Origin of the sequence: Flagellimonas spongiicola (assembly GCF_023502425.1) — a bacterium.
In the GTDB taxonomy this organism is placed as follows: Bacteria; Bacteroidota; Bacteroidia; order Flavobacteriales; family Flavobacteriaceae; genus Flagellimonas; species Flagellimonas spongiicola.
The window spans coordinates 731,297-753,768 of the sequence record NZ_JAMFMA010000001.1 but is presented as its reverse complement, the minus strand read 5'-3'; the positions used below and the strand labels follow the sequence as shown (position 1 = coordinate 753,768).

The 22,472-nt window shown below is 39.5% G+C and carries 23 protein-coding genes; 18 read left to right on the top strand and 5 right to left on the bottom strand.

Going from position 1 to position 22,472, the window contains the following annotated elements:
- Nucleotides 1-10: 10 nt before the first annotated feature.
- Genes ribD through M3P19_RS03570 form a run of 4 tightly spaced genes read left to right on the top strand, consistent with a single transcriptional unit; the run spans nt 11 to nt 3,145 of the window.
- Nucleotides 11-1,081 (top strand): bifunctional diaminohydroxyphosphoribosylaminopyrimidine deaminase/5-amino-6-(5-phosphoribosylamino)uracil reductase RibD, encoded by a 1,071-nt coding sequence (ribD, locus tag M3P19_RS03585; RefSeq protein ID WP_283777901.1) that lies wholly within the window; start codon nt 11-13, stop codon nt 1,079-1,081.
- On the top strand, nt 1,074-1,676 hold the full coding sequence (locus tag M3P19_RS03580; protein ID WP_249656248.1) for an HAD family hydrolase: 603 nt from the start codon (nt 1,074-1,076) through the stop codon (nt 1,674-1,676). The genes ribD and M3P19_RS03580 overlap by 8 nt, the downstream gene beginning before the upstream one ends.
- The gene (locus tag M3P19_RS03575; RefSeq protein WP_249656247.1) at nt 1,676-2,539 is read left to right on the top strand and encodes an EamA family transporter; all 864 of its coding nucleotides are present in this window, start codon (nt 1,676-1,678) and stop codon (nt 2,537-2,539) included. The genes M3P19_RS03580 and M3P19_RS03575 overlap by 1 nt, the downstream gene beginning before the upstream one ends.
- Nucleotides 2,540-2,542: 3 nt before the next feature.
- Nucleotides 2,543-3,145 (top strand): IMPACT family protein, encoded by a 603-nt coding sequence (locus tag M3P19_RS03570; RefSeq protein WP_249656246.1) that lies wholly within the window; start codon nt 2,543-2,545, stop codon nt 3,143-3,145.
- Here M3P19_RS03570 and M3P19_RS03565 read toward each other — a convergent pair.
- Nucleotides 3,142-3,540, bottom strand: a complete 399-nt coding sequence (locus M3P19_RS03565) for an acyl-CoA thioesterase (RefSeq protein WP_249656245.1) — start codon at nt 3,538-3,540, stop codon at nt 3,142-3,144. The genes M3P19_RS03570 and M3P19_RS03565 overlap by 4 nt on opposite strands.
- 202 nt (nt 3,541-3,742) lie before the next feature.
- On the opposite strand from M3P19_RS03565, the gene dnaA reads away from it, so the two are divergent.
- Genes dnaA through M3P19_RS03550 form a run of 3 tightly spaced genes read left to right on the top strand, consistent with a single transcriptional unit; the run spans nt 3,743 to nt 6,369 of the window.
- Nucleotides 3,743-5,167 (top strand): chromosomal replication initiator protein DnaA, encoded by a 1,425-nt coding sequence (gene dnaA, locus M3P19_RS03560; protein WP_249656244.1) that lies wholly within the window; start codon nt 3,743-3,745, stop codon nt 5,165-5,167.
- A gap of 16 nt (nt 5,168-5,183) precedes the next feature.
- The gene (locus tag M3P19_RS03555) at nt 5,184-5,636 is read left to right on the top strand and encodes a low molecular weight protein-tyrosine-phosphatase (protein WP_249656243.1); all 453 of its coding nucleotides are present in this window, start codon (nt 5,184-5,186) and stop codon (nt 5,634-5,636) included.
- Between the two features lie 4 nt (nt 5,637-5,640).
- Nucleotides 5,641-6,369 (top strand): SAM-dependent methyltransferase, encoded by a 729-nt coding sequence (locus M3P19_RS03550; RefSeq protein WP_249656242.1) that lies wholly within the window; start codon nt 5,641-5,643, stop codon nt 6,367-6,369.
- 48 nt (nt 6,370-6,417) lie between these two features.
- Here the strand turns inward: M3P19_RS03550 and M3P19_RS03545 are convergent, their stop codons facing one another.
- The 4 genes from M3P19_RS03545 to dapF form a co-directional block, all read right to left on the bottom strand.
- Nucleotides 6,418-7,059: a lysozyme family protein gene (locus M3P19_RS03545; RefSeq protein ID WP_249656241.1), complete on the bottom strand. Its 642-nt coding sequence runs from the start codon at nt 7,057-7,059 to the stop codon at nt 6,418-6,420.
- A 159-nt stretch (nt 7,060-7,218) separates the two neighbouring features.
- Nucleotides 7,219-8,262: an endolytic transglycosylase MltG gene (gene mltG, locus M3P19_RS03540; RefSeq protein WP_249656240.1), complete on the bottom strand. Its 1,044-nt coding sequence runs from the start codon at nt 8,260-8,262 to the stop codon at nt 7,219-7,221.
- On the bottom strand, nt 8,262-8,786 hold the full coding sequence (locus M3P19_RS03535; protein WP_249656239.1) for a GNAT family N-acetyltransferase: 525 nt from the start codon (nt 8,784-8,786) through the stop codon (nt 8,262-8,264). Before M3P19_RS03535 ends, mltG begins: the two co-directional genes overlap by 1 nt.
- A complete protein-coding gene (gene dapF, locus M3P19_RS03530; protein WP_249656238.1) occupies nt 8,780-9,556 on the bottom strand; it encodes a diaminopimelate epimerase in 777 nt (258 codons plus the stop codon). The genes M3P19_RS03535 and dapF overlap by 7 nt, the downstream gene beginning before the upstream one ends.
- 133 nt (nt 9,557-9,689) lie before the next feature.
- Between dapF and M3P19_RS03525 the strand changes: the two genes are divergently transcribed.
- From M3P19_RS03525 to M3P19_RS03475, 11 genes are all read left to right on the top strand, one after another.
- The gene (locus M3P19_RS03525; protein WP_249656237.1) at nt 9,690-11,084 is read left to right on the top strand and encodes a S1C family serine protease; all 1,395 of its coding nucleotides are present in this window, start codon (nt 9,690-9,692) and stop codon (nt 11,082-11,084) included.
- A 128-nt stretch (nt 11,085-11,212) separates the two neighbouring features.
- Nucleotides 11,213-12,661 (top strand): glyceraldehyde-3-phosphate dehydrogenase, encoded by a 1,449-nt coding sequence (locus M3P19_RS03520; protein ID WP_249656236.1) that lies wholly within the window; start codon nt 11,213-11,215, stop codon nt 12,659-12,661.
- A 111-nt stretch (nt 12,662-12,772) separates the two neighbouring features.
- Nucleotides 12,773-13,375, top strand: a complete 603-nt coding sequence (locus M3P19_RS03515) for a tumor necrosis factor receptor family protein (protein WP_249656235.1) — start codon at nt 12,773-12,775, stop codon at nt 13,373-13,375.
- A 24-nt stretch (nt 13,376-13,399) separates the two neighbouring features.
- Nucleotides 13,400-13,840 (top strand): GNAT family N-acetyltransferase, encoded by a 441-nt coding sequence (locus M3P19_RS03510; RefSeq protein WP_249656234.1) that lies wholly within the window; start codon nt 13,400-13,402, stop codon nt 13,838-13,840.
- A gap of 31 nt (nt 13,841-13,871) precedes the next feature.
- Nucleotides 13,872-14,546, top strand: coding sequence for a tRNA (guanosine(37)-N1)-methyltransferase TrmD (gene trmD / locus M3P19_RS03505; RefSeq protein WP_249656233.1), 675 nt, complete (start codon nt 13,872-13,874; stop codon nt 14,544-14,546).
- Nucleotides 14,547-14,551: 5 nt separating this feature from the next.
- Nucleotides 14,552-14,869 (top strand): hypothetical protein, encoded by a 318-nt coding sequence (locus M3P19_RS03500; protein ID WP_249656232.1) that lies wholly within the window; start codon nt 14,552-14,554, stop codon nt 14,867-14,869.
- A gap of 131 nt (nt 14,870-15,000) precedes the next feature.
- Nucleotides 15,001-15,351, top strand: a complete 351-nt coding sequence (gene rplS, locus M3P19_RS03495; protein WP_249656231.1) for a 50S ribosomal protein L19 — start codon at nt 15,001-15,003, stop codon at nt 15,349-15,351.
- A 620-nt stretch (nt 15,352-15,971) separates the two neighbouring features.
- Nucleotides 15,972-18,194: an NADP-dependent isocitrate dehydrogenase gene (locus M3P19_RS03490; protein WP_249656230.1), complete on the top strand. Its 2,223-nt coding sequence runs from the start codon at nt 15,972-15,974 to the stop codon at nt 18,192-18,194.
- Between the two features lie 67 nt (nt 18,195-18,261).
- Nucleotides 18,262-19,095, top strand: coding sequence for a DUF4249 family protein (locus M3P19_RS03485; protein ID WP_249656229.1), 834 nt, complete (start codon nt 18,262-18,264; stop codon nt 19,093-19,095).
- Between the two features lie 62 nt (nt 19,096-19,157).
- Nucleotides 19,158-21,557 (top strand): TonB-dependent receptor, encoded by a 2,400-nt coding sequence (locus M3P19_RS03480; RefSeq protein WP_249656228.1) that lies wholly within the window; start codon nt 19,158-19,160, stop codon nt 21,555-21,557.
- 1 nt (nt 21,558) lies between these two features.
- Nucleotides 21,559-22,455, top strand: a complete 897-nt coding sequence (locus tag M3P19_RS03475; RefSeq protein WP_249656227.1) for a DUF4249 family protein — start codon at nt 21,559-21,561, stop codon at nt 22,453-22,455.
- Nucleotides 22,456-22,472: the final 17 nt, after the last annotated feature.

Sequence of the window (22,472 nt, the reverse complement as noted above, 5' to 3'; positions counted from 1 at the left end):
TTGTATTTTTATGTTCTATTTTTGTCTGGTGAATATACACGAAAAATACATGCTGCGATGCATTGAATTGGGCAAAAAAGGCTTAGGAAAAGTGGCTCCTAATCCTATGGTGGGCAGTGTTGTTGTAAATGATGGAAAGATCATTGGGGAAGGATTCACAAGTCCTTATGGTGGTGCTCATGCTGAAGTAAATGCCATTGGCGCTGTTTCCAATGAGGAACTGCTGAAATCCGCTACGCTGTATGTTACTTTGGAGCCATGTTCGCATTTTGGAAAAACGCCTCCTTGCGCGGATTTGATCGTTCAAAAAAACATTCCAAGGGTCGTTATCGGATTGCAAGACCCGCATGACAAGGTTGCTGGAAGGGGCATACAGAAGTTAAAAGCAGCGGGGTGTGAAGTAACTCTTGGTGTCTTAGAAGCAGAATGTCGTGAACATCACAAACGTTTTTTGTCCTTTCAAGAAAAGAAGCGACCGTATATAATTTTAAAATGGGCAGAAACCAAGGACGGTTTTATAGCTCCAGAACAATCAGTAAGGAAAAACAATCCGGAACCTTTTTGGATAAGTAACGGAAGTTCCAAGCAACTGGTTCACCAATGGCGAGGTGAAGAGCAGGCAATATTGGTTGGCACCAATACGGTTCTAACAGATAACCCCAAACTTTCTACTCGAAATTGGTCAGGTAAAAACCCCATTCGGATTGTTTTGGACAGAAATTTGCGCATTCCCGCTGAGTTCAACGTTTTGGACGGCTCAATAAAAACACATGTACTTACTGCACAAACTGTAGAAGGCAAAAGTAATAGTGGAGTCCAATATCATTTCGTTGATTTCACCAAGAATTTACCACAGCAAATTTGCAATTACCTGTTTAGCCAATCTATTACCAGTCTTTTGATTGAAGGTGGTAGGGAAACATTACAAAGTTTCATTGATGCAAACCTTTGGGACGAAGCACGCGTTTTTACTGGAAACGCTGAATTCGGTTCTGGAGTAAAAAGTCCAACCATATATGGACACACTATTGACAGCAAAAATATTATATCGGATACCTTAACTGTACTACGCAATGATTAAGAATATAATCTTGGATTTTGGCGATATTTTCATCGACCTGGACAAACCTGCAACTGCAAGGGAAATGGTGAAATTTGGTTTCAGCGGAATTACACCGGAACTGGAGCAGTTATTCAACACCTACGAAAAGGGCTTGATTAGTTCCAGAAACTTTCTGGATACCGTGGCCAAACTTTTTCCAAAAGCATCGGAAACAGAACTGATAGCTGCGTGGAACGCAGTACTAAAGGAATTTCCAGATTCCCGATTGGAATTCGTGGAAGAAATGGCCAAATCCAACAAATACCGATTGTTTTTGTTGAGTAATACCAACGACATTCATATTGAATTTGTCCGTGATTATATTGGGGCTGATAAATTCAACCGGTTTAAAAATGCTTTTGAAGTGTTTTATCTTTCTTATGAGATGGGTATGCGTAAACCGGATGCCGAAATATTTGAATTTGTTTTGAACGAAAATAACCTGATCGCCAAAGAAACCCTGTTTGTGGATGATACCAAGGAAAACACGGATGCCGCTGCAGAATTAGGTATTCATGTTTGGAATTTGAAAGTTGGTCAAGAAGATATCACGCAATTAAAAAACCACCTTTAATGCTCGCATTACTCTTTAGTGTTCTTTGCACCAGTACCATATTTGTGGTATTCAAGATGTTTGATGTCTATAAGGTTCAAACTCCTTACGCCATTGTTGTTAATTATGTGGTTGCATTCACCGTAGGTCTATTTGTCTATGATGGGGAAATTAGTTTAAGTGAATTGGCAAGCTCATCATGGCTCCTTGGCGCTATGGCCCTGGGTATTTTTTTCATCCTAATATTTAATTTAATGGCTAAGGCATCCCAAGTTGCCGGTGTCGCTGTTGCCTCGGTAGCCACCAAAATGTCGTTGGTCATCCCTGTGGCAATTGGTGTTTGGTTGTACCAGGAGCATCTCTCTACCCTGCAAGTACTGGGTATTGTACTTGCCCTCGCAGCGGTGTATTTCACTTCCATTAAATCTAATTCAATGGTCATCTCAAAAAAGACCTTGATTCTGCCATTACTTGTTTTTTTGGGTTCTGGAATTATAGATACCAGCATTAAATATTTCGAAGAGCGAATGTTGGAGGCTAATGAGGTAGCCATTTTTTCTTCAATGACCTTTGGTTTTGCAGCTTTATCTGGATTTGTCTTCATTGGGTACAAGGTCACAAAAGAAAAGGTAGGTATGAACCTCAAAAATGTAATTGGTGGTGTATTATTGGGAATCCCCAATTACTTCTCCATATTCTTTTTACTCAAAGCCCTGCAAAATGAAAGTTTAAGCAGCGCCGCCATATTTACCATTAATAATGTAGCAGTGGTAATGTTGTGTACATTGTTGGCTATAGTATTGTTCAAGGAAAGGCTTAGCATTAAAAATTGGTGTGGTATTGGGTTGGCAGTGCTAAGTATTATATTGGTAGCCTTGTTCTAACCCATGGATAGTTTTAAAACCTTAAAAGAACCTGCACCAGAAATCCTCTACAAAGACAGGAAAAGTAAATTCTTCGGGTATGCTTATCCAATTGTTTCAGAAGATGAGGTTAAACCTTTGGTTGATAGCTTAAGGAAAAAGCACCATACAGCAAACCATGTCTGTTATGCTTGGCAATTAGGTACGGATCAGATTCGTTATCGGGCTAACGACGATGGTGAGCCAAATAATTCAGCCGGCATGCCCATATACGGCCAAATTCAAGCCCATGGATTAACCAATATACTTGTTGCAGTGGTGCGCATCTTTGGAGGAACAAAATTAGGTGTTGGCGGATTGATCCAGGCATATAAAACTGCAGCCCAGGAAACTTTAGCAGGTGCTACCGTGGTGGAACAACTTGTTAAGTCGTCGTTCAAGTTGGAATTTGGGTATCCAGAAATGGACAAGGTCATGCGAACCATAAAACAAAACAAAATTCAAATTGCGTATCAGGAAATGGCCTTTACGTGTAACATGACCGTGGCCGTTCGAAAAAGTGAAGCGGAACAAACACACCAGCTTTTTGAACAAATGCAAAATGTGAAAATCACTTCAATAGATTAATCCCTTAGTTTTTCCAAGATATATTCCGGACATTTAATTGGCTTGTTGGTAGCCTTGTCCATAAACGCAAGGACGGTGGTCGCTTCGGTCAAAAGTTCCTTTTTCTCGTTAAAAATCCTGTATTCAAATTCAATCTTGACCAAAGGCATTTTTTTAATGCGCGTTTCCACGGTTATGAGATCATCATAAAGGGCAGATTTTTTATAATTGATTTGTAGGGAAATTACAGGAAGGATGATACCATTTTCTTCCATCTTCATATACGACACACCAAGTGCCCTCAACCATTCAATCCTGCCCATTTCCAAGTAAGGCACATAGCTAGAGTGATGGACAATGCCCATCTGGTCGGTTTCCACATATCGGACCCGAAAAGAAAATGAATTTATCCGCATTTATTAACTGAAAAATTATATATTTAGAGGCTCTGTTTACGTTAAGGAAACATGCGAAAAAAAAACAAATAATTCAATGGCAAAATGATTTTTTTTTTAAAAGTTTTGTTCACATATTTGTCGCATTCAATGAGCATCCATTAACCTTTTGATGCTTTGACCCAAAGCTTAAGGCTAACCAATAAAACTAGGAAAAACTTTTATGAGTGTTACTGCAAATTCCGTATGGAACAGTTGTTTGGCTTTTATCCAGGATAATATCCAACCGCAGGCATTCAAGACTTGGTTTGAACCTATTAAACCTATCAAGTTAACAGACAATGCGCTGAGCATTCAAGTTCCCAGTAAATTTTTCTACGAATGGCTGGAAGAACATTACGTAAAACTTTTAAAAGTTGCCTTGACCAAGGAGTTGGGAAAAAACGCCAAACTTATTTACATCATTAAAATGGAGAATAAGTACGGCAATAAAGAACCTTTTACAGAACAAATACCTAGTTCGAACCGTACCGCAGTTGGACCTCAGGAATTGGATGTTCCAATTACATCTAAAAGCCCAGAGCTTAAAAATCCTTTTGTGATTCCCGGTATACGGAATATCAAAATAGAATCACAGCTGAATCCAAACTATAATTTTGAGAATTTCCTTGAAGGGGATTCCAATCGTTTGGCAAGATCGGCTGGAATGGCGGTTGCCAATAAACCTGGCGGCACATCCTTTAATCCTTTATTGGTATTTGGAGGTGTTGGTTTGGGCAAAACCCATTTGGCACATGCCATTGGCGTAGAAATCAAAGACAAGTATCCTGAAAAGACTGTGTTGTACATTTCGGCAGAAAAATTTACACAGCAATATATTGAGTCGGTCAAAAAGAACACTCGTAATGATTTCATCCATTTTTATCAGTTGATCGATGTGTTGATTATTGATGATGTCCAATTCTTATCCGGGAAATCAGGTACCCAGGATGTGTTCTTCCATATTTTCAACCATTTGCACCAAAATGGGAAGCAAGTCATACTTACATCGGATAAAGCGCCGGTGGATATGCAAGACATAGAGCAACGATTGCTTTCCCGCTTCAAATGGGGACTTTCAGCAGAGCTACAAAGTCCGGATTATGAAACAAGGGTGTCCATCCTTAAAAACAAATTGTACCGCGATGGTGTTGAAATGCCAGAAGAGATCATCGACCATGTTGCCAAGAACATCAAAACAAATATTAGGGAACTGGAAGGAGCCATCATTTCATTGATTGCCCAATCCTCTTTCAATAAACGTGAGGTTACTTTGGAGTTGGCACAACAGGTTGTTGAAAAATTTGTGAAGAATACCAAGCGCGAAGTTTCTATTGATTATATCCAAAAGGTGGTTTCTGACTATTTTGAAATGGATGTGGCAACACTTCAATCCAAAACCAGAAAACGCCATATCGTTCAGGCAAGACAATTGGCCATGTTCTTCGCCAAAAAATTCACTAAGGCCTCTTTGGCAAGTATTGGATCTCAAATTGGAAAAAGAGATCATGCCACAGTATTGCATGCGTGCAAGACTGTAGACAATTTGGCCGAAACCGATAAGCAGTTCAGAAAGTATATAGAAGACCTGAACAAGAAATTCTCCTAAACCAAACTTCTTTACAATGAAAACCAAGGTTTTAATGGTCTGCTTGGGTAACATATGCAGGTCACCCTTGGCTGAAGGTGTTTTAAAATCTAAAGTTAATCCGGATTTGGTCTATGTGGATTCCGCTGGTACAGCAGGATACCACGTTGGCAACCCTCCGGACCCAAGATCAATAAAAGTTGCCGGTACGCATGGAATTGATATCAGCAAACAAAGATGTCGCAAGTTCAGCGCAACCGACTTTGAGACGTTTGATATGATTTATGCAATGGATCGCAGTAACTTATCAAACATTATGGCATTGGCGAGGAACAATGATGATACCCAAAAAGTAAAATTGTTATTGGATGAAGTCGATTTAGGAATTACGGAAGTTCCTGACCCCTATTACGGAGGACCAGATGGATTTGAGGACGTTTACCAAATGGTTGATGAAGCTTGTGAGGCCATTGCAAAAAATCTGATTTGAGGATATGGAGGAAAACAAACCAGGACTAGTATTAGGTAAAGTATATTTGATTCCTACCACTTTGGGTGATAATGCTCCATTGGAAGTATTGCCCATCTCCATTAAACGTACCATTGAGAACATCGACTACTATGTGGTTGAGAATGAAAAGACCGCTAGACGTTTTATAAAAAAAGTAAGCCCCGGGAAAGTACAACCAGAATTGCATATTGAGACCTTAAATAAATACACGGACCCAGAGGTGATTCCCTCCTATTTAGACCCATGTATAAGCGGACACAATATTGGAGTCTTGTCAGAAGCAGGTTGTCCAGGTATTGCTGACCCAGGTGCAGCCGTGGTTAAAGCTGCGCATGAGAGACGTATCCAAGTTGTTCCTCTTGTAGGGCCATCTTCCATTTTAATGGCGATGATGAGCAGTGGCATGAATGGTCAAAATTTCGCTTTCAACGGATACTTACCAATTGATAAGGCTGAACGAAAATCCAAGCTGAAGCAATTGGAAAAGCTATCCAAAGAGAAAGGCCAATCCCAAATATTCATGGAGACTCCATACAGAAATGAAAAACTGATTGATGAACTAACAAGGGTGCTTCAAAAAGGCACGCAGTTATGCATAGCCTGTGACATAACCCTTCCAACGGAATTCATTCAGACAAAAAGCGTGCACGAATGGAGTGAAATAACACTGGATTTGAACAAACGGCCTGCCATATTTGTTTTACAGGCATAAAAAAACCAAGGCATGGCCTTGGTTTTTTTACAATACTATAATTCCAATTTAAATCTTTGCATTCTTTTTCTGGGGAATGGAACAGATATCAAATCCAGAGAACTTACGCATATAATACGAGATATTACTGCCATAAGCATCTGCAACATCATCATTACCATAAGACCTTAAGTACTTTTTCACGTTACCGGCACCTGCCAAATGTGCGGCAGCAATGATTCCGGATTCCGTAATTTCCGTACCTCGGATTTTCTTTCCGTTGTACAATTTAATGTACCTTCTCAAAATCCACTTGTTCCTTGCAACGTTGGCCTCAAAAGCCCTTTCCTGCAATACAGGGTCATTTAAGAAATTAGTGGCATTGTATACACCCAAAAGTTTTAAGGTTCCTGCACCAAATTGGTACTTTCCCATATACCCCAATGTATTCACCACATCATATCGTCCTTGTGATTCCTTAAAAGCCAATGCTTCCTTGAATCCGTTGTACGCTGTCCCAACAAAGGGAGGGTTTTGCATCTCTTCAACATAAGCGGCAGGCTGAAACATAACTTTAGTTTCTTCATTTCCGCTAACAATCAACGAATTTGGAATCTTCACATCCACTTTAACAGGGGCTGTGTAGGAAACGAAACTCGTCAAAATTACAACCATGGCAAGATGCAGTATAAAACCAATCCATCTTTTCATAATCAACATATTTAATATTTCAATGCACTATCACATTAAAATTAAATTTGGCCGGCAAATATAGGGGGAGACTTTATTTTAACAATGATAAAGCTCCTAAGAATTTCTTAAAAGTGGCTTAAAACACGTTAAAATGCTGAATATTAACGACAAGCAGTACTATCGACGTACATTTTTCTGATTTAGCCATCGGACATATTGCACCTTATTTCGGTTGTGCTGCGCAAGGGTTTCAGCAAACATGTGGTAACCAAAATTGGAAACATCAGCAACAAAATACAGGTACTTGTGATTCTCGGGATTCAAAACTGCTTCAATAGAAGAAATGTCCGGCATAGTGATTGGACCAGGGGGTACTCCTTTATTTTTATAGGTATTATAAGGCGATTCAATTTCCAAATCCCTGTAGAGCACACGTTTAATAATGGTGTCGTAATTGCCCGTTTCTTTTTTGATGGCATATATCACCGTAGGGTCGGCCTGCAATAAAATCCCTTTTTTAATTCGATTTAGGTAAACCCCAGCAACTCTAGCTCGTTCATCGGACTTTACGGTTTCTTTTTGCACAATAGCAGCCAAAGAAATTACCTGTGCAGGGGTCATTTTTTGTTTTTGGGCTTTATCCAACCGCTCTGCAGTCCAATATTTTTGATACTCCTTAAGCATGCGTGATCTAAATCCGTCTGCGTTGGTATTCCAAAAGAACTCATAGGTATTTGGAAGATACATCCCCAATTTGGTATCATCATCAAATCCATTGCGGTCCAGATACTCCGCATCGTTGAACGCCTTTAAAAGTGATACACTATCCGCCTCAATCTGTTGGGCGATTCTTCCTGCTAATGCAGCAACTGATTCTTGATTATTAAAAGACACCTTTACCGGAATATTTCTGCTCCTGAGCGTATTGATCATATCATTATTGCTCATCCCTTTCATAATAGCATACTTTCCTCCTTTGATATTGCCGCTGTATCCCTTCCGTTCTGCAACAGACTCGAATGTGGAAATATTCTTCACTAAGGGTTCCAATAACACTTTAACATCCGCCATAGTTGCATCCGATGGGATAAATACATAAGCTTCATCATTATTGAATTGGGTATTGGGACTAAATATGGCACTGTAGATTTGATATGCGATAACTCCACAGATTACCAATCCTAAAACGGCTGTTGCCCAAAGTACTCTTTTAAGGTGCATTATGATTTAATTTTTTGAAATAGCAGTTCATTCTTGAATCCCGAATTGGTTCTAATCCAATCCTTTTTAGTTCCTATCTGAACAAATCCTAATTTTTCAAACAAGTGTATACTCGCCTTATTCTCTTCTAAAATGTTAGCATACAATTGATGCAAATCCAAAACGGAAAACGCATAGGAACAAAGGATTTCCAATGCTTCTGCACCCCATCCCTTGTTTCTATCTTCGGGCTTTATGATAATAATACCTATACCCGCTCGCTTGTGCTTTGGGTCAAAATCAAACAAATCGATAAGACCGATACAATTGTCATCCATGGTAGATATGCATAAACGCAATTGTTTTACTTCAAATATATCCCGATGCGCATTGTCCAAATACAAGCGTAGCACTTTTTTGGAATACGGTTTAAGTGTGCCACTGATCTCCCAAACCGCAGTATCATTCTCCAACAGATAGAGGAAATCCAAATCCTGGGGTTCTAACGCTCGTAAGTATATATGTTTTCCCGTGAGGTTTACCATGTAATCTCTCCTTTGAACACCTGTTGTGTGGGACCAATTAAATTAATATCTGAATAAGCTCCGTTGCTTGTTTCAAAACTTATGGCCAAATCCCCTCCTTTAGTATTGATGTTGATTTTATTGGATTGGGTCTTGCCGATTTTATGCATTGCTATGGCAACTGCAGTTACGCCAGTACCGCATGATAAGGTCTCATTTTCAACACCTCGTTCATAAGTACGGACATCAAAAGAATCCTCGTTCTGCTGTTCTACAAAATTGATGTTACTACCGGATTCACCATACATCCCATAACGCAATTTTGCACCTTCCTTTTTTACATCAAATTTTTCCAGTCCCTCTACAATCTGCACATGATGTGGTGAGCCCGTATTTAAAAAACTATATGCCGGTTTTTCGCGTACTTCAGTAACATCATGCATCTGTAATGTCACCACGTTTTCGGAATCAATTCCGGCATCATGGATACCATCAATAGCCCTAAAAGTTGTTTTTTCAGGAATCATCCCAAGGTATTTGGCAAATGCCACAGCACATCTACCTCCATTACCACACATGCTTTGGCTTGCATCAGAATTATAATAATCCATATGGAAATCCACTTCGGAATCATTTTCAAGTAATATTAATCCATCAGCCCCAATCCCAAACCTTCGGTCACAAAGTTTTGAAATCAATTTGGTATCATTTTTGGGGAAAATGTCTTGACGATTATCAATGAAAATGAAATCGTTTCCAGTGCCTTGGTATTTGTAAAAATCGACCTGCATAACGTTTAGCAAAGGAACAAAGATAGCGTATTCTTTAAGGATTTTTTTGTAGTTAAAAACGAGTTAAACCGACTAAGGCATTAACAGATTCATTTAATTTTGTTGAACCTAAATGTTAAATTATTACTGAATTATGAAGAGACTAGGCGGATTACTACTTGTAAGCATATTTGCAGGTGCCATTACTTTGGGCGCATATAAACTTTTTTTTGAAGATAATACCTATAAGTGGGTGGCTACAGGAGAAGAAACTCCTTTGATTAGCACTAGTGCACTCACCACCTCCGCAAAAGGTGCTGGTATTAACGAAGTTGACTTCACAATAGCTGCTGAAAAAACCGTGAATGCCGTTGTTCACGTGAAGAATTTAAGCGTTAGTAAAGGTAATTCTGGTAGCCTTGCCGATTTCTTTTATGGATTTGAGCGTCAACAAACACCTCAAATTGGGACTGGGTCTGGAGTAATAATCTCCCCAGATGGCTACATCGTTACAAATAACCATGTAATCGATAACGCCACGCAATTGGAGGTCACACTAAACAATAAGAAAACCTATGATGCCGAAGTAATTGGTACGGATTCCAACTCAGATATCGCACTATTGAAGATTGACGTGGATAATCCACTCCCCTACTTAGCATTTGGGAATTCCGATAATGCCCGTGTTGGCGAATGGGTACTAGCTGTTGGCAACCCGTTCAGTCTTACGTCCACTGTTACTGCTGGTATTGTAAGCGCCAAGGCAAGAAGTTTAGGACGCAACCAAAGTTTTATACAAACCGATGCCGCCGTGAATCCAGGAAATAGTGGTGGTGCTTTAGTAAATACCAATGGAGATTTAATAGGCATCAACACCGCAATTACTTCCCAAACAGGCTCTTATGTAGGCTACGCTTTTGCGGTTCCTAGTAATATTGCCAAAAAGGTAGTTGAGGACATTATGGAATTTGGCAACGTTCAAAGAGGACTGCTAGGAATTTCTGCTGCCAATGTAAATTCCAGAGCTGCTATTGAAATGGGCTTGAATGAAATTGAAGGCGTTTATGTTTCCCAAGTTTCCGAAGACTCTGGCGCTGCAGATGCAGGTTTGCAGGAAGGCGACATTATTAAGCAAGTGGACAATATCAAGGTGCGTAAATTTTCGGAGCTTACAGGATATCTTTCTTCCAAAAGACCAGGTGACACCATAGAAGTAACTGTAGATCGAGAAGGTAGAAGACTCGTCAAAAGTGTTACGCTCAAAAAACAAAACTCAATCATTTTACCAAATACCGGTTTTATGGTCAAAAATCTATCGGATGCCGATAAAAAGAAATTTGGTGTAAAAAATGGTGTAAAAATCATTGACGTTCCAGAAGGCTATGGCAGATATGATTTGGAAAACAAAGTCATCATTGCCTTGGATGACAATGAAATCAACAACATTGATGATGCTCGTGAGCATTTTGGGGAAATCTCAAGATATGGTCGGACAAGCTTCACAATGATCAACGAAAAAGGAGAAAAAGAACGATTAATTCTACAATAATCCAATTTCTTTGCAAGACCTTGAAAAGCGCCCTAAAAGGGTGCTTTTTTATTGCCCTTTCTTTTTACGAAAACGTTTGAAATCTATAATTTTGCCAAATATTTAATGATAACCATAATCAAACACTTATGAGCGACATTAAGTCCTATGAAAAGGAACTTGCTTTCCAAGCAGACCGTAGAAAAGCAACTACTGAATTCATTAAAATCATCAGTGACCTCTGGTATGATAAAGCCATTGAAGTTGTCCTTTTCAAGAACCAAATCATTGACAAAAATGTCAGTGATATCATTAATTTACACGAATATGCAGGGGAGTTTGTCCAAAAACCCATCTCTATATTCGATTCTGTTGAGATATTAAGAGCCATAAATGACATTAGCCTGCCACCAGCCAAGTTGGATATTGGTAAGCTAACCTATGAGTACCACTCCGATGACAACACTCATCTAAATGTAAAAGCCTTTGTGCTTGAAAAATTAAAAGATGCCCATGCATCCAAAGAAATTAAACCTAAAGATGTAGTACTTTATGGATTTGGACGAATTGGACGCTTGGTCGCAAGAGAATTAATGGCCAAAACTGGTCGCGGTAGTCAACTTCGACTCCGTGCTATTGTGGTAAGAGGTGAAGTTACTCAAGAGATATTGGAAAAACGCGCTGCACTGCTCAAAACCGATTCTGTTCATGGACAATTCATGGGTACTGTTGATGTGGACGTGGAAAACAATGCACTACTTGTGAACGGCACTACGGTAAGATTTATCACCGCAGACAAACCAGAATCCATTGATTATACCAAGTATGGTATTTTCAACGCTTTGATCATTGACAATACTGGCGCTTTTAGAGACAAGGAAGCCCTTTCCAGACATTTGGAGGCCAAAGGCGCTAGCAGGGTCCTTCTTACCGCCCCAGGTAAAGAAGTACCTAATATTGTACACGGCGTAAACCATACTGAGTTTGATCCCGAAAAAACAAAGATCTATTCAGCTGCATCCTGCACCACAAATGCCATCACGCCTATTTTAAAGGTGATGGAGGATTCGCTTGGAATCAAAAAGGGACACTTGGAAACCATTCACGCGTACACCAACGACCAAAATTTAGTGGACAATATGCACAAGAAATACCGAAGAGGTAGAGCCGCTGCATTGAATATGGTGATTACAGAAACGGGAGCCGGTGCTGCTGTGGCAAAAGCACTTCCATCCCTAAAGGGAAAATTAACCTCCAATGCCATCCGTGTTCCTGTACCTAACGGATCTTTGGCCATTCTGCATCTAGAGGTCAAAAACAAGACATCAAAAGAAAGTTTGAATACTATTCTTAAAAAATATGCACTGGAAGGTGACTTGGTGGAACAAATCCAATACTCGCTTAGCAATGAACTGGTTTCCTCAGATATTGTAGGTGCTTCTGCCCCATCAATTTATGATAGTCAAGCAACCTTGGTATCCAAAGATGGTAAAAGTGTCGTATTATATATATGGTATGATAACGAATATGGATATTCACATCAAGTGATCAGACTTGCAAAATACATTGCAAAGGTAAGACGTTACACATATTATTAATGGCGTAATCAAACGGTTGAGACCGTTGACCAATGGTGATTTTCTTTTGAATTTTGGTTTATTGGTGTAATTTCGCCCTTCCCTTAATCTAAAATATAAAGAACATTGACCATGAGAACATTACGATTAATTTTTGCACTAGCCCTACTCACCCCAGTGTTTACGCTTTCCGCTCAGGAATCTTCGGCAGCTGAAGAAGACAATACCTTGGTCGGACAGTTCCAACAATTGGAGAAAAAGTCGGGAAACTATAGGGCCAATGGCATTCGTTATGAAGTGATTCGCCTAAGCGATCTAAACAGAATCAAAGCAAGTATTTTCGATTCCGTAACCACTGCTAGCAAATCCATAAAGGATTTGACTGCTACCATCACAAGTAACAAGGCGGAAATCGAAGATTTAAATGCCAAGCTTCAGGAAACCTCCAATAATCTGAAAACCGTTACCAACGAAAAAGACAGCATGTCGTTTTTTGGAGCCCAAGTAAGTAAGGGAACTTATAAATTGATTCTATGGGGCATCATTATAAGTTTAACCTTGTTCTTGCTACTGTTCATTTATAAGTTCAGAAACAGCAATGTGCTTACCAACCAGGCCAAAGAATCCCTTGCCGATCTTGAGAATGAATTCGAAGATCACAGAAGACGTGCTCTAGAAAGAGAGCAAAAAATAAGCAGACAGCTTCAAGACGAACTGAATAAAAACAAGAAGTAAACCAATTTCCACTTCCTTCTGAAAATGGTAAAGGAAATCACCATAGATGAGCTAGAGCTTGTCCTACCACTTTTTGATGCCTACCGGGTATTTTATGGTCAGGAATCGGATATAGCTTCTGCTGAAAAATTCCTAATAGAACGATTCAACAATAACGAAAATGTAATTTTTGTGGCTTTTGTGGAAGGCAAAGCTGCTGGCTTTACACAACTATACACCACATTTTCCTCGGTTTCCATGGAACCCATGTATATTTTGAATGATCTATACGTTGATCCGGTATTTCGAAATAAAGGAATTGGCGAAGCTCTGTTAAATGAGTCGAAAGAACTTTGTAAATCAAAAAATTTCAAAGGGGTAGGTTTAGAGACGGCTTTGGATAATCCTGCCCAGAAACTTTACGAACGCTTGGGTTGGGACAAGGATGAATCCTACTTGCATTACTTTTGGACAAATCCAAAATAGAGCATCCCATTATTCCACTATTTTTGCACTTATGCGGATAGATATCATAACAGTTTTACCAGAGTTAATGCAAAGTCCATTTAATGCATCCATATTGCATAGGGCCAAGGAAAAAGGTTTGGTAGAAGTGCATTTCCATAACCTACGGGATTATAGTATCGGTAATTACAAACAAGTAGATGATTACCAATTTGGCGGCGGAGCAGGAATGGTCCTAATGATTGAACCCATTGACAAATGTATTTCTAAACTAAAAGCTGAACGGGATTACGACGAAATCATCTATATGACTCCCGATGGAGACACGCTAACCCAAGGGATATCGAATGAAATCTCTTTAAAAGAAAACCTCATTATTCTTTGCGGCCATTATAAAGGTGTGGACCAACGGGTTCGAGATAAATTTGTGACGCGGGAAATCTCAATTGGTGATTATGTACTTTCAGGAGGAGAACTTGCAGCCGCCGTGCTTTGTGATTCCGTCATTAGGTTGCTACCTGGTGTTTTAAATGATGAAACGTCTGCCTTGACTGATACTTTTCAAGATAATTTACTCGCACCCCCGGTTTATACAAGACCATCTTCGTATAAGGGAATGGATGTGCCGGAAATCCTTTTAAGCGGTGATTTTCCCAAAATCGAAAAGTGGCGCGAGGAAAAGGCACTGGAACGAACGGAAGAAAAACGACCTGATTTATTAAAATAAAAGAAATGGGCGAAGCTTACACGATTTACTTTGCAATAGGTTCAATCTTGGCAGTAGTGGCTCAACTGATTATTATAGTTGGTAGCGGAATTCTGGTCAGTAAGAGGAAACATCCAAGTACCATCCTGATGTTGATTGGGTGCATACTTTCATTGTTTTTTACCTTTTTGGGTTTTGCCACAAGTATGTTAGCCGCTGGACAAAGTCCGGAAGCTGTGCTGACATGGAGCAGCATAAGTGCAATGCTATCACCTTTGCCACATTTACTTTTTGCTATAGGACTCGCTATGTATGCTTTTAAAAGAGTTCAGAAGGCATCTTAAGGCGCAATACGTATTCAAAAAGATAATTTTATATTGTCAATTCTAAATATTGCATTACTTTTGCAGTCTCAAAATCAACCTCTGACGAAATCCGTGAAAGTTGATCTTGTTAAAACCATAAATAAAATAACATGGAATCCTTAATAAAATTTGTTGAAGACGAATTTGTTCCAAAAAAAGAATTTCCAAATTTCTCATCTGGTGATACTATTACAGTTTATTATGAGATTAAGGAAGGAGAAAAAACACGTACACAGTTTTTCAAAGGCGTTGTAATCCAACGTAGAGGAACTGGTGCAACGGAGACTTTTACCATTAGAAAGATGTCTGGTACGGTTGGGGTAGAGAGAATATTCCCGATTAATATGCCTGCACTTCAAAGAATCGAAGTCAACAAAAAAGGTAAGGTACGTCGTTCTAGAATCTTCTATTTCAGAGGGTTAACTGGTAAAAAAGCACGTATCAAGGAAGTTAGGGGCTAATCCCAATTCCGCACAACAAAACAAAAGCACCTTTCGAGGTGCTTTTTTTATGAACAATTGTTAATAAGTGTAGTTCATATGTTGTTGATTTTTAATGGCTTACAAAATTTGGTTTTCTAAGAGTTTATTATAATTTAGTCAAACAAATATGAAGGAGAGCAATCAAATTCATATTTACATTTAAAGTTGACGTTCTTTAAATACTGATGTTTCCCTTTTAAATTGGTAACACTACTGATCACAAAAGGAATTTCGAAAGAGGAAAAGCTTCGGCAGGACCTAAATAGAAATACAAAATCCTATGTGCGGGCGAAAGAGCAATTTTTCGTTTTGATAGGATTTAGGAAACAAAAGGAAACTTTTCAAGATGTTGTTTAGTTGAATAATTAAAAACATAGTGTTGAGTAAACGTCAAAGGAGCAACGGATGCAATCAATGGTTGCAATTTTGTGGCAACGCAAAATAAAATCTTTTAGCTCTTTTCAGAAAGCCATATCAATGTTTCGACATAGATATGGCTTTTGTTCTTTAACACCCCAATATCACACTTTTCCACTTTTCCCTTAGTATACCAACAGCCATAAATTGTATATTTGCACCGCTCGAATAAAAACACCTAAATGGCTAAGATTTTTTATACTAAGACTGATGAAGCCCCAGCTTTGGCAACCCAGTCTTTTCTCCCCATTGTAAAAGCCTTTACAAAAACCGCAAATATTGAAATAGAAACCAAGGATATATCCCTTGCTGGTCGAATTATAGCGGTTTTCCCAGAAGTTCTTGAAGATTCCCAACAAATTCCAGATGATTTGAAATTATTAGGTGATTTGGCGAAGACTCCAGAGGCCAATATTATCAAACTTCCAAATATCAGCGCCTCCATTCCGCAGTTGAAGGAAGCCATTGAAGAGCTGCAGGCAAAAGGATACAATCTACCTAACTATCCAGATGAACCGAATAGTGCGGAAGAGAAAGCTATCAAAGCCAAATATGACAAAATAAAAGGTAGTGCGGTAAACCCTGTGCTGCGAGAAGGGAATTCAGACCGTCGGGCACCAAAGGCAATTAAAAACTACGCCAAAAAGAATCCGCATACCATGGGAGCTTGGTCGTCAGATTCCAAAACCCATGTAGCTACAATGGATCATGGAGATTTCAGAAGTAATGAAAAATCCCTGACCATGCCAAACGCTGACGCAATCCGAATTGAACTTGTTGGCAAAGATGGCAATACAACCGTTTTGAAAGAAAACGTTGCCTTGCAGAAAGATGAAATCATTGATGCTACCGTTATGAGCAAACAAGCATTGGTGGATTTCCTTAAAAAAGAGATTGCTGAGGCCAAAGAACAAGGACTATTGTTGTCTTTGCACTTTAAAGCTACAATGATGAAGGTTTCAGACCCAATTATTTTTGGCCATGCCTTAGAAGTATATTTCGCCGATGTTTTTAAGCAATATGGGGAAACAATCGATAGTTTGGGAATCAATCCTAACAATGGTTTAGAAACCCTATTGGACAAGTTGCAGGAACTACCCCAGGATAAAAGAGCAGCGATAGAAACTGCAATTGCGGCCAATATAGAAAATGGCCCGGATTTGGCTATGGTCAATTCGGATAAGGGCATCACTAACCTTCATGTGCCAAGTGATGTGATCATTGATGCATCCATGCCTGCAATGATCAGGACTTCTGGTAAAATGTGGAATAAAGATGGTGAGTTGCAGGATACCAAAGCAATAATTCCAGATAGTAGTTATTCTGGCGTATACCAAGCCACCATCGATTTTTGTAAAGAAAATGGTGCGTTTGATCCAACTACCATGGGGACCGTTCCCAATGTAGGTCTAATGGCGCAAAAAGCCGAGGAATATGGATCACATGACAAAACATTTGAAATTCCTTTTGACGGTATAGTTAACGTGGTTAGCACCTCAACAAATAAGAACTTACTTGCCCATGATGTAGCCCAAGGTGATATTTGGAGAATGTGCCAAGTTAAAGATGCTCCAGTTCAAGATTGGGTTAAATTGGCTGTGTCCCGTGCGCGCGCAACCAACACACCTGCCGTTTTCTGGCTTAATGAAGCTAGGGGGCACGATGCTGAATTGATCACAAAGGTGAAACATTACCTCAAAGATCATGATACAAATGGATTGGAAATCCATATTCTTTCTCCAATCGAAGCAACGAAATTCACATTGCAAAGAGTAAAGGATGGAAAAGATACCATTTCCGTTTCTGGAAACGTACTACGGGATTATCTAACCGATTTATTCCCAATTTTAGAAGTTGGTACTTCCGCAAAAATGTTATCAATCGTACCATTAATGAATGGTGGTGGTCTTTTTGAAACAGGAGCGGGTGGTTCAGCACCTAAGCACGTTGAACAATTTTTGGAAGAAGGTCACTTACGCTGGGATTCCTTAGGAGAATTTTTAGCTCTAGGCGTTTCACTCGAATTTTATGGCGAGAAAAACCAGAACGGAAAAGCTTCCGTTTTAGCGGACACTTTAGACAAGGCAACGGAGAAATTCTTGGATAACGATAAATCACCTTCTCGTAAAGTCAATGAACTAGACACAAGGGGAAGTCATTTTTACCTATGTCTTTATTGGGCTGAACAATTGGCCAACCAAAATGAAGATGCTGAGCTAAAATCAATTTTTGGAGCTGTTTACGAGCAGCTAAGCCATAATGAAGCTAAAATTGCCCAAGAATTAATAGATGCCCAAGGTAAGCAGGTAAACATCGGTGGTTATTACCTTCCAGATGCTAACAAAGCAGCTGAAGCGATGCGTCCAAGCGCTACACTAAATACTATTCTTGCAAGTTTAGCATAGGTTTTCGAACACTTACCAGTGTTTTTTGACCATATCTTTCGAAAGGATTTTTGTCTATATTAGACCAATGTCCCAATATCGTTATGGTTTGAAACACAGTCTGCTACTTATTCTGTTGAGTTTATGCATGGCATCATGCGAAGATGTCATAAATCCTGATTTACCAACATCCGACCCACAATTGGTCATAGATGCCCTACTGGGTTACAATGCCAATAATGGCAACCCAATTACCGCTGGACAGATAAAACTAACATTGACAGCGCCGTTTCTGGTCAATGATGTCCCAGCAGCCGTAAATGCTCAAGTGAAGCTTATTGATGAATCAACTGGTCAAGAATATCCGCTTTCTGAAAGTGAGACCGGAGTTTTTGATTTGGGAATGCCCACCTTGCAATTTGGCCGGGAATACACGCTGGAAGTAATGTACCAGGGTGAAACTTATAGGGCAACCCAACAATTGGTAAATGGAACAGTCATCGATAATTTGGAGCAGGCAGATGGCTTTTTGTTTGACGAAGAGGAAGAGACGGAAGTGAAAGTTACTTTCACGGATATTCCCAATCAACGTAATTATTATTTTTTTGCTTTTGGATTCGAGAATTTTCTGGTGGTGGATGATGAATTTTTTCAAAATCAACAATTGACCTTCTCTTATTTTTATGAAGATATAAATCCAGGAAGGTTGATTACCGTTACGCTGTTTGGTGTTGACAAAGATTTTGCCAATTATGCCGAACAGGTTTTGACACAAGCTGGAGAAGAAGGCAATAGCGGGCCATTTTCCGTACCGGTTTCAAATGTTCGGGGCAACATAATCAATACAACCAATCCCAATCACCCTCCATTTGGTTACTTCGTATTGTCCGAGTTCAATACGCGGTCACTCACTATTGAATAACGGTAGTATTACTTGTTTGGTAGTTAAGTAGATATTCCTAAATTTAAAAAACTCAAAAAAGCATGCTTCAAAGACCATTACTACTGATCTTTACGCTAATTCTTACGCTATTTCAATCGCATGCCCAACAAAAGTTTACCCTAAGCGGAACCATTTCAGAAGGAAGCAGTAATGAAACTTTAATTGGTGTAACTGTGGCTTTTCCAGATTTACAAACTGGAGTCACTACCAATGAATATGGTTTTTATTCCATCACCCTTCCCCGTGGTCAATATGAAATTGTGGTAAGCTACTTGGGATTTCAAGATGTGAGACAAACCATTAATCTTAACTCAAATATTCGACGGGATTTTGAACTTTCCGAAGAAGCTGAGGAGTTGGAAGAAGTGGTGGTAACGGATGATGCGGAACGTTTGGATATTCGAAAACCGCAAATGAGCGTGAATACCTTGTCTGCGCAGACCATAAAAAAAATACCTGTAGTCCTAGGTGAAGCCGATGTAATTAAATCCTTGGTGCTGTTGCCTGGAGTTACCAATGCAGGAGAAGCATCTTCTGGATTCAATGTTCGTGGAGGTGCTGCGGACCAAAATTTAATTCTATTGGATGAGGCGACCATATTCAATTCATCACACCTGTTTGGTTTCTTTTCGGTATTTAATCCAGATGCGATCAAGGATGTGAAATTATTTAAAGGGGGAATTCCAGCAAGGTACGGTGGACGTGTTTCTTCGGTATTGGAAATCTTCCAGAAAGAAGGAAATAGTAAAGATTTAAAGGTCAGTGGGGGTATCGGTGCCGTTGCAAGCCGCTTACTCATTGAAGGACCTATTGAAAAGGATCGTACTGCATTCCTAGTAGGAGGTAGAGGCTCATATGCCCATCTTTTCTTACCGCTATTTGATGTGGGTAATAAAGCTTATTTCTACGACTTAAACACCAAAATCAATCATAAGATTAACGAGAACAACAGCATTTTCCTTTCCGGATATTTTGGTAGAGATCTCTTTAGCGTTAACGACAGTTTTGTGAACACCTATGGTAATGCCGTTGGTAATTTTCGATGGAACCATTTGTTTTCCGATCGCCTTTTTTCAAACCTATCGCTTATCTATTCAGACTACTTTTATGGTTTGGAACTTGATTTTGTTGGATTTGAATGGGACTCAGGTATTCAGAATTTTAACCTCAAATACGACTTAAAACATTACCTGAACGATAAATTTCAAGTGAATTATGGACTCAATAACATCTATTATGTTTTTAATCCAGGAAAAATAAAACCCAATAGCGAGGATTCCGGAATTATTGAGGAACAGCTAACTAAAAAATATGCAAATGAATCTGCTGCCTATGTGGATGTTGAGCATAAAATTTCGGATAAGCTAAGTGTCAATTATGGACTGCGTGTGAGCCTATTTAATCGATTGGGTCAGGATGAACTATTTGTCTATGAAAACAACCAGCCTGTTGAATTTGACCCGTTTCAATTAGTATATAGAGAAGCTACTCCGATTGATACCATTAATCCTGGACGAGGCACCAACCTATCTAGTTTTACAAATTTGGAGCCACGTGTGTCCATGGCCTATGCCATGAATCCCAACAACTCCATAAAAGCCAGTTACACTAGACTTGCCCAATACCTCCATCTACTATCCAACACCAGCTCCCCTACTCCATTGGATGTATGGACGCCGAGTGGACCTTTTGTAGAACCCCAATTATTGGATCAGTACGCTTTGGGCTATTTCCGTAACATAAATGAGGGTGAATATTCCGTAGAAGTTGAGGCTTTTTACAAAGACATCCAAAACAGAATTGACTATATAGATGGGGCTGACCTTATTGCAAACAATGCTATAGAACAGGTGATTCTAAATGGAGAAGCACGGGCTTACGGACTTGAGTTTCTGCTTCGGAAAAATGAGGGTAGATTCCAGGGTTGGTTGGCCTACACCTTATCCCGTTCTGAGCAACGCACCCCTGGAAGAGACCCGGTGGTGGATAATGGCCGTTCTAATTTGGAGACTGGTATCAATTTTGGGGAATGGTACAGCACTCCATTTGACAAGACGCATGATATTGCACTGTATGGAAGCTTTGATTACAATGAACGCTTAAACTTCAATGCCAATTTTGTATATCAAACTGGCCAACCTACAAATTTTCCTGTGGGGCAATTTGAATTCCAAGAATTGGTAGTTCCATTTTTTGGATTGAGAAACCAAACGAGATTGCCAGATTACCATCGACTGGATATATCTGCAACATTAAAGAACAAGCCAAAGCGGAATAGAAGCTTTCAATCCGAATGGGTTTTTAGCGTTTACAATGTATACAATAGAAAGAACGCAGCTTCCATCAACTTTAGGCAAAATCAAGATACGGGACGTAATGAAGCCGTGCGAACTGCCATTTTCGGAATTATCCCTGCCATAACTTATAACTTCAAATTTTGACATGAAACGCATTATACCATATCTCGTTTTAGTAGTTTGTCTTTGGGGTTGTGAAGACGTTATCGATGTAGAAGTACCAACCACAGAGCCTAGATTAATAGTCAATGGCGTACTTCGTGTGGACGAAAGCCAACAATTCATTCCTGTTGAAATTAAAGTGACGGAAACCACCAATTTCTTCGAGGATAACCCAGTGACAGAGCTTGAAAGTGCTATAATATTTTACGGCCAACCAAATCCGGATGCCCCAGAAATTTTGGAAAATCTAGCTTCTTCCTCACTTGCAGAGGTAAATCCGGGAACTGGAATTTACGTACCTGACCCTACCTTTGATGAGGATCAGCGTATCAGTGCCCAAATTATCCCAGGGACCGTTTTTATTTTGGTAGTTGAACATAAAGGCAGGACATATGCTGCAAGAACGCCCTATTCCCCTGTGGTCCCGATTGATAATATTGAGCAAGGTGATGAAACGCTATTTGACGAGGATGATACCGAAATAAAAATAACGTTTACGGATGTTAAAGGCATTGACAATTATTATGTATTTGATTTCGGATTTGGGGAGTTTTTAGCGGCAGACGACCAATTTATAGATGGGCAACAATTTGAATTTTCATATTTCTATGATGTTGACTTGGAACCTGGAGATGAAATAGAAGTTAGTATGATGGGCGCCGATTTGGAGTTTTTCAACTATATGGATTTATTGGTGGAACAGACCGAAGATGATGGTGGCGTTTTTGAAACACCGGCAGCGACCGCCCGAGGAAATGTCTTTGATATAACTGGCCTGGACAACATCTTGGTATTTGATAATGTTAACCGGCCGGAAGACTTCCCTTTAGGCTATTTCGCTGTGGTACAAGAACGTAAAGCAAGTTTGGTAATTGAGTAAATCACACCCAAAATCCG